The 6328-nt window shown below is 70.1% G+C and carries 6 protein-coding genes; 1 reads left to right on the plus strand and 5 read right to left on the minus strand.

What is annotated here, in order from left to right; all coding sequences use genetic code 11:
- Window positions 1-639: XRE family transcriptional regulator (locus tag G3N96_RS37325; protein WP_241023012.1), on the minus strand; the 639-nt coding region annotated here is incomplete at its 3' end.
- A 434-nt stretch (window positions 640-1073) separates the two neighbouring features.
- Here G3N96_RS37325 and G3N96_RS37330 point away from each other — a divergent pair.
- A complete protein-coding gene (locus tag G3N96_RS37330; protein ID WP_206140337.1) occupies window positions 1074-2924 on the plus strand; it encodes a M24 family metallopeptidase in 1851 nt (616 codons plus the stop codon).
- A gap of 19 nt (window positions 2925-2943) precedes the next feature.
- Here G3N96_RS37330 and G3N96_RS37335 read toward each other — a convergent pair whose 3' ends face one another.
- The 4 genes from G3N96_RS37335 to flgA form a co-directional block, all read right to left on the minus strand.
- Window positions 2944-4299, minus strand: a complete 1356-nt coding sequence (locus G3N96_RS37335) for an SGNH/GDSL hydrolase family protein (protein WP_206140338.1) — start codon at window positions 4297-4299, stop codon at window positions 2944-2946.
- 165 nt (window positions 4300-4464) lie between these two features.
- Window positions 4465-4905, minus strand: coding sequence for a flagellar protein FlgN (locus tag G3N96_RS37340; protein WP_124582089.1), 441 nt, complete (start codon window positions 4903-4905; stop codon window positions 4465-4467).
- 70 nt (window positions 4906-4975) lie between these two features.
- Window positions 4976-5305: a flagellar biosynthesis anti-sigma factor FlgM gene (gene flgM, locus G3N96_RS37345; RefSeq protein ID WP_089426519.1), complete on the minus strand. Its 330-nt coding sequence runs from the start codon at window positions 5303-5305 to the stop codon at window positions 4976-4978.
- Between the two features lie 118 nt (window positions 5306-5423).
- The coding region (gene flgA, locus G3N96_RS37350) for a flagellar basal body P-ring formation chaperone FlgA (RefSeq protein ID WP_206140339.1) at window positions 5424-6328 on the minus strand (905 nt) is incomplete at its 5' end.

Below are 6328 nucleotides of genomic sequence, written 5' to 3' on the forward strand. Positions count from 1 at the left end.
AACGCGCGGCTCGCCCGGCGTCGCACGCGCGGCGGGCGCCGCTTTCCCGACGTCCATCGTCGCCGACACGAACCCGGCGCCACGGTCGTCGAACAGCGGCAGCGTGCCGACCGCGATCACCTCGGCCGGCCCGTCGCCCACGTTGGCGACCCGATGCCGCTTGCGCGCGTCGAAGTGCAGCGAGTCGCCGGGCGACAGCGGGTAATCCTTCTTGCCGACCGTATAGCAGATCCGGCCGGCCAGCACGTACACGAATTCGTCGCCGCCGTGCGCGACCCATTCCGAGCGGTAGCCTTCCATCATCTGCACCTTGAGCGCATTGATCTGGCTGCCGTCGAACGTGGTGGAGAGGCGTTCGTACCACTGCGACCTGGCGTCGAGCGCGTACGGCTTGCGGCGGCCCTCGTACGAATCGGGCTGGGCCTGGCGCGGCTGGTCGATCAGCGCGCCGAGCGGCACGCCGAGTGCCTTCGCGACGTTGACGAGCGACGACAGCGAGATGCCCGTGAGGTGGCGCTCGACCTGGGACAGGAACCCGACCGACAGTTTCGCCTCGGTCGCGACTTCCAGCAGCGTCTTCTTCGCTTCCCGGCGCAGGCGGCGAATGCGCTGGCCGATACGCATGATGTCTGAATCCATGAATCTCTTTCGTGACAACGAGTCGGGAGGCGAGCGGACGGGCGGTGCAGTCGCCGGACGGTGATTTCCGCGCCTCGCACGAAGCACGGCCGTCGGGACGGCGATGCCGGCGCATTGTACCGCGCCGTGTCGCCGGGCGAATTCATGTGGCGTTGTGCCGGGATACGCAGGCGCCGCGCCGATTTTAGCCCTACGAAAATTTTAGCTTGACCTCAATTTCGGCGTGCTCTAGATTCTGTCGCGCGTATCAAAAAAAGTTAAGTGAGACGAAAATTTTTTCAAGGACTGCTGCCGGAACGGCACGGCGGTCCGGCGCCGTGCCGCGCCGGCCGGACGTCCACCTGCAGCGGCGCCGTGCCGCATCAGGCCTGCCTCGGGCCTGCACCTCGCCGCGTCACCGCCGGCCGCCGACAACAATGCATAACGGGCTTCCGATGATCGATCGACTGAAATACAACTTCTCCGGCCTTCCCCCGTACGACGCATCCGTCGTCGACACGCAGGCGGGCCTGTCGCGCCTGCTCGATGCCGCGCGGCTCGATGCGGTGCTGGTCACGTCGCAGGACGAATACGTGACCGAGTACCTGCCGCTCGCCAACAATCCGCGCTATGCGGTGTCGGGCTTCGACGGCTCGGCCGGCTGCGGGATCTTCCTGAGCGCGGCGACCGCGCAGGCGCTCGATCTGCCCCCGTTCGTGCTGTTCGTCGACGGCCGCTATCACCTGCAGGCCGAGCAGCAGTGCGATCCGGCGCGCGTGCGCATCGAGAAGCTCGGGATGAACGTGACGATCTGGCAGGCGATGGCCGACTGGCTGGTCGCGCACGGCAGCCGGCTCGCGCGGGTCGGCTACGACGCGCGGCGCATCAGCGTCGCGCAGCGCGATCGGCTGTTCGAACGGACGCAGGCCGCGTCGCTCGACTGGACGAGCCTCGTCGACCGGGAGATCGATCGCGCGATCGCGCTGCCGGGCTGGGTCGTCGAGCGGCCGATCTTCGAAGTGCCGGAATCGGCGACCGGCCTGAGCGTCGCGCGGAACCTCGACACGCTGAACCGCCAGCTCGCCGCGCATACCGGCGCGCCTGACGGCAAGACCGCGTTCTTCACCTGCGCGTCGGACGACCTCGCCTATCTGCTGAACAGCCGCGGCTATCACATCCCGAATGCGTCGTCGCACCTCGGCTTCCTGTTCGCGGTCGGCGGCGAGGTGGCGTTGTTCCTGCCGGAAGGCTGCGACCGCTGCGAGGTCACGCTCGCGTCGTATCCGGCGCTGCACGTGATCCGGCGCGATGTCGCGGCGCTCGAACGCTTTCTCGCGCAGTTCGACGTCGAGCACGTGTGCTACGGCTACGAATCGGTGAACTGCGCGCTCGTCGACGCGGTGAAGCGGGTGTGGCCCCAGGCGCAGCATGCCGACTTCAACCCGGTCGAGGCGATGCGGGCCAGCAAGACGCCGGCGGTGCTCGACCGGTTCCGCGACGCGTTCGCGCGCAGCTCCGCGGCGATCGCCGAGACGATGCGCTGGGCGAAGGCCGGCGAGCCGGGCGCGCGCCATACCGAATACGACCTGGCGCGCAAGATCAACGACGCGTACGGCGCACGCTCGGCGGTGGCGCTGACGTTTCCGTCGATCGCGGCGAACGGCGCGAACAGCGCGTTCGCGCATTACACGGCGGCGAGCGCCGACGTCGAGCTGACGGAAGGCGAACTCGTGCTGCTCGACAGCGGCGCGTACTACGAAGCCGGCTTTGCGACGGACTGCACCCGGGTGGTGCTGCGCCGGACCCGGCCGGAAACGGTCGCGCAGCCGTGGCAGCGCGAGATCTACACGGTCGCGCTGAAGGCGTGCATCAAGGGGCTCGTCACGCGCTTCCCGAGCACCGCGAAGGGCGGCGACGTCGATGCGCTCGTGCGGCAGGTGTGCCGCGACCACGGCCACGACTTCGGCCACGGCACCGGGCACGGCGTCGGGATTCACGTGCACGAGGGCGGCGTGCGGTTCGCGCCGGGCGCGCAGTACGGGCTCGTGCCGAATGCGGTGATCTCGGTCGAGCCGGGCATCTACGTGCCGGGCAAGGGCGGCGTGCGGATCGAGAACATCGTGATCATCCACCGGGACGACGCGCAGCCGGACACCGTCACGTTCGAGAACATCGTGACGGTCGGCTACGACTGGGACCTGATCGATCTCGACCTGCTGGACGACGGCGAGCGCGCGTACCTGCGCGACTACGAGCGGCTGTGCGTGGAGCGCGGCACGCAGGTCACCGCGTGTCCGCTGCTGTAGGCACGGCCGCCCGGGCCGGTCAGTTCAGCAGGCGTGCGCGCACGAACGGCGCGATCCGCTCGGCGAGCCACGCGTGCGTGCGCGTGGTCGGGTGCAGCGTGTCCCAGAACACGAAGCGCGCCGGATCGCGGCAGTCCGCACGCGGCGTCTGCGCGCTCAGGTAGGTGAGCGACGACGGTTTCGGGATGTCGAGGCATGAACGCTTCGCGTCGTTGAAGCCGTACTGGGCCGGGTGGCTCAGCAGGTCGTCGAACAGCGCGTACGCGTCGAATACCTCGAGGCGCAGCGTCGCGCCGTAGCGGGCGCGCAGCGCGGCGGCCGCGTCCGCGAGGCGCTGGTTGTAGTCCTTCACCTGCGCGGCGACGCTCGCGGTGTCGGTGCGGGTCGCGAACACCGGCGCGCGCGACACGTCCGGCAGCGTGACGAGCATGATCCGCGTCGCGCCGGCCGCGGCGAGCCGCTCGAGGCTGTCGCGCACCGCATTCGCCGCCTGCTCGGGCGAGCGCCCGTAGTTCACCAGGTCGTTGCCGCCCGCGAACACCGCGAACAGCGTGTTGGCGGGCCGGTAGTCCGGCGCGCGATCCATGTATTCGCGCCACGAGTCGATCTGCTGCACGAGGCCCGGCACGACGAGATGCTGGTCGGTCGCCGCGCCGCCGATCGCCCAGTTGTAGAACGGCAGCCGCAGCGTGTTCGCGAGATATTCGGCCCACACCGGGCCGTTGCTGAAGCGGCCCGCCTGCCAGCTCGTGCCGTTCGGCAGCTTCCACTGGCTCGCGTTGAACATGTTCTGCGTGTCGGACAGGCTGTCGCCGAACACGATGAGCTTGTTGACGCGCGCGTCCTGCTGCGCGGCATCGATGGTCCACACCGTGTAGTTGAACGACAGCGCGTTGTTCGCCGCGACCGCCTGCACGAGGTCGGTCCGGATGCCTTTCGCGGCCAGCGTCTTGCGGCACACGTCGGCGAGCGTGTCCTGCGGCGTCGTGCTGTAGAACATGTTCTTCCACTGCGTGATGCCGTCTGCCCACCAGTAGCCCGACACGCGATACCAGTCGCCGCCGGCCGGGTTGCGCGCCCATTCGTAGGTCGCGGCAGGCTTCAGCGGGTCCGGGTCGATCCGGTACCAGCAGCGCAGGTACGTGTAGGTGTCGGATCCGCGGCGGGACGCGCGCGGCGTGGCGCCTGGCGGGCTCGAGGCGGACGGCGGCACGACGTCGGGGCCGGCAGGCGACAGCGACATGTCGCCCGTCGGCGTGGGTAGCGGTGCGGGGCCGGCGGCCTGCGCGGCGGGGAGCGTCAAGGCGGCGCCCAGCGTGGCGACAGCGGACACGGCGGCGACGCGGGATGAAAACGGAATGCGGAAAGTTGGCATGCGGCCCTCTTCTGATTGTTGTGACGGGACGGCGCGCGGCTGCGCGACCGTGTATCGGAAGGGACCGTGGGTGCCGGGCTCGGGCCCGGTCTGTCGAAACGTGACGTGCCGCGAACGGCGGGGAAAGTACGGTGGTGGCGGCGCTGTCGCCGATCAGTCAGTGCTTCAGCGCGTGAGAGCCGACACGCGGCCGTCGGCGCCGTAGATGCCGGCCGGCGCGGGCGCCGAGCGCAGCACCGCGAGCGCGCGCTCGTTGTAGTCCATCCGGATCCGGATCAGCATCCCGTTGTTCGCGTTGGCCTGGCGCGCGCGTTCGGCGGACTGCTGCAGCAACTGCCAGCGGCCGGCGAGGCGGGCATCGCGCTCGGCGGCCTGGTCCATCCCCTTCTTGCCGGCCGGAAAGCCGAGTGCGGAAAGCTGGGTGTCGCGCGTGCGTTCGAGCTGCGCGAGCCGGTCGATCAGCGCGCTCTTCTTCTCGACGATCCCGGGCAGCATCTCGAGCGGCTGCGCCATCGTCAGCGCCTTTTCCTCGTACGCGAGCAGGGACGCGAACGCCTCGACCGTCGCGTGTTCGTCATTGACCGTGGCCAGCAGCTCTTCTCTCATCGCGTCATGCTCGTCGCGCCGGCGCGGGTAGCGCCGGCAAACCGGGGGGGCGGGCCTCGCGAGGCCCGCTTCAGTTGCCCGGGCGCTGCTGCTGCAGCAGCTCTCGGGCGGTATTCAATACGCCGTCGGCGATCTTGTTCGCGTCGATCGTCAGCGTGCCGTTGTTCAGCGCGTCCTTGATCGACTGGACCAGGCCCGTGTCGATATCGCCGTTGCCGGACGCGGATACCGAACGCAACTGGCCGGACAAACCCGACAGGTTCACGCTCCGGTCGCCGCCGGTCGACCCCGCATCGGCCGCCTGCGCGGACGAAGACGAGGCCGTGCCGGATTGCGCACGGGTCGCGCCGTTGCCGGTCGGCGCCAGGGGGCTCGGGTTCGGAGTGGAATCGATCTTCACGATGGGTTTCCTGTTCGGTTTGACCCAGATAACGGCCGGGTCGGCCCGAACTTTAGCATCGCGAGCCCGAAATGCCCCGAATAAACAATTCTTTACATTCTTGCCACGAGATCCGTCCCTATAGCGGAATTTCCACGGTGCCGGCGTCCTTGACGATCGCCGTGACGATCTGGCCCGCCGCCATCCGCACCCGTACCGACTGGCCGGGCGCCGCATTCGCCAGCGCGCTGCCCTCGGCCGAAATCGTGAAACCGGGCCCGGCCGCGACCACCCGCACCGTCTGGCCGGCCGACACCGACGCCGCGCTCTTCAGCAGATCCTGCCGCAGCGGCAGCCCGGCCGAGATGCGCGCGAGCGCGGTCGCGCCGATCGCCTGCGCCGGATCGGTGATCACCGCGAGCGGCAGCACCGTCAGGTCGCCGTCGCGGGCGACCAGGTCGGCCGCGGTAAGCGGCTCGCCGGGCGCGATCTGGCGCGCGGCGACGTAGTAGGTGGCCTGCACGGTGACTTTCGCCTGCAGGTAGACGGTCCACGGCCGCTCACCCGCGCAGCGCACGCCGACCGTCGTGCGGCCCCACAGGCGCGCGCCGGTCGGCATGAAAGGTTCGAGCGTCGTGCACGCGGCGAGCCCGCGCGGAAACGCGGTCGTGACCGTCGCGGTGGTCTTGCCGGGCAGGCCCGCGACCTGCTGCTGCAGGAACGCGAGGGCCGTGCGGCGGATCGACTCGGGATCCTGCTGGCCGGGCGGCGTCGCGGGCTGGGGCGCGGTGGCGGCATTGGCCGCCGGGGCCGGGTTCACGGAAACCGGGACGGCGCGCGGCGCCGGCGCGGCGGACGCGGCGCGGGCCGCCGCCAGGCGCGCGGTCATGGCCGGCTGCGGGGCCGGCCGTACGGGATTCGATGCGGGTTCGGCCGTGCCGGCGACGACCGTCGCGATCGCGTTCGGATCGGCGGCGCGCGGCGCGCCATATCCGGCTCCGGCGTTCATGCGGGCGGCTGCGTAGACAGGGCGCGGCGCCGCGG

The sequence above is a fragment of the Burkholderia sp. Se-20373 genome (assembly GCF_017104705.1).
In the GTDB taxonomy this organism is placed as follows: Bacteria; Pseudomonadota; Gammaproteobacteria; order Burkholderiales; family Burkholderiaceae; genus Burkholderia.

Coding starts and splice junctions, on each gene's coding strand:
- G3N96_RS37330 (WP_206140337.1), top strand. CDS start 1,074: ATGATCGATCGACTGAAATACAACTTCTCCGGCCTTCCCCCGTACGAC.
- G3N96_RS37335 (WP_206140338.1), bottom strand. CDS start 4,299: ATGCCAACTTTCCGCATTCCGTTTTCATCCCGCGTCGCCGCCGTGTCC.
- G3N96_RS37340 (WP_124582089.1), bottom strand. CDS start 4,905: ATGAGAGAAGAGCTGCTGGCCACGGTCAATGACGAACACGCGACGGTC.